Genomic DNA, 1,143 nt, shown 5'->3' with positions numbered 1-1,143 from the left:
CCGGGATGATCCATTCGGCGACGGGCTGTTCGGCGATCTTGCGGATCAGCTCCGCGTCGTCCTTCTTCCCGTCCTTCTCGTACGTGGCGACCTGCTTGGCCGCGTTCCCGTCCGGGTTGACCCAGTACGGGTCGGTGTCCTTCGGCTGTTGCTTGACGGGCTTCCCCGACGACTCCTCGTTGCCCGAGCCGTCATCGGAGGAGCACCCCGACAGCAGCAGCGCCGCCCCCGCAAACGCCGCCGCAGCCTTCACCCCCCTGGTCGCGATCCGATGACCGCGGCCGGTGCCTTTGTGGTACATCCACTCCCCCTTGGGTGCACTGTCCGATTCTCAATCCTGACATACGCACTCCCGGCCCACGAGGCCCGCCCGTCGGCTGCGGAGACCTGTTGGAGAGCTGTTACAGCTCGGCGCCGGGGGGTAGGCGCAGTGGGCGGGGTGGCGCTCATGGGGAGGAGATCATGCGGGATCACACCTCTGAACTACGGCTGGCCGAAGTCCTGGTGGAGACCGCGAACACCCTGGACGACGACTTCGACCCGGAGCGCTATCTGAGCCGCCTCGCGGGCCACTGCGTGGAGCTGCTCGGCGCCACCGCCGCCGGGGTCGTCTTCGACGGTTCCGGCTCCTACTCGGTCTGCGCCGGCGGCCATCCATGGGACCTGGCACTCGACCTGCTGGGGGCCCAACAGAGCGGTGGACCCTGCGTGGAGAGCCTCGGCTCGGGTCTGCCCGTGCCGCCGGTGCGCCTCACGGCAGCCGAACCCACCGAGCGCTGGCCGGAGTTCACGGCACTGGCCCGCCGCCACGGCATCGCGGCGACGTACGCGGTTCCGCTGCGACAGCGCGAGACCCTGCTCGGCGCGCTCAACGTCTTCGTGCCCGAGACGTCCCAGGCCCTGCACACCGACGGGGAGCTGCGCCTGGCGCAGGCGATCGCCGACGCCGCCGCGGTGGGTCTGCACAACCGCCGCGCCTACACGGAGTATCGGATCCTCGCCACCCAGCTCCAGACCGCCCTCACCAGCCGCATCCGCATCGAACAGGCCAAGGGCATACTCGCCGAACGCTGGCAGACCGGCGTGGACGATGCCTTTGACGTACTGCGGCGGTACGCGCGTAGAGAACAGCTGGTCATTGAG

The 1,143-nt window shown here is 69.3% G+C and carries 1 protein-coding gene and 1 pseudogene; one reads left to right on the top strand and one right to left on the bottom strand.

Annotated features, from left to right (window positions below; translation table 11 throughout):
• Positions 1–301 (bottom strand): annotated as a pseudogene (locus tag ACZ5CR_RS46535) (glycoside hydrolase family 6 protein); the annotation flags it as partial.
• 161 nt (positions 302–462) lie between these two features.
• On the opposite strand from ACZ5CR_RS46535, the gene ACZ5CR_RS46530 reads away from it, so the two are divergent.
• The coding region (locus ACZ5CR_RS46530; protein ID WP_468870104.1) for an ANTAR domain-containing protein at positions 463–1,143 on the top strand (681 nt) is incomplete at its 3' end.

This window comes from Streptomyces sp. NPDC031274 (assembly GCF_055570235.1).
Note: the sequence above shows the minus strand (reverse complement) of the source record. Positions and strands in the feature narration are given on the sequence as shown.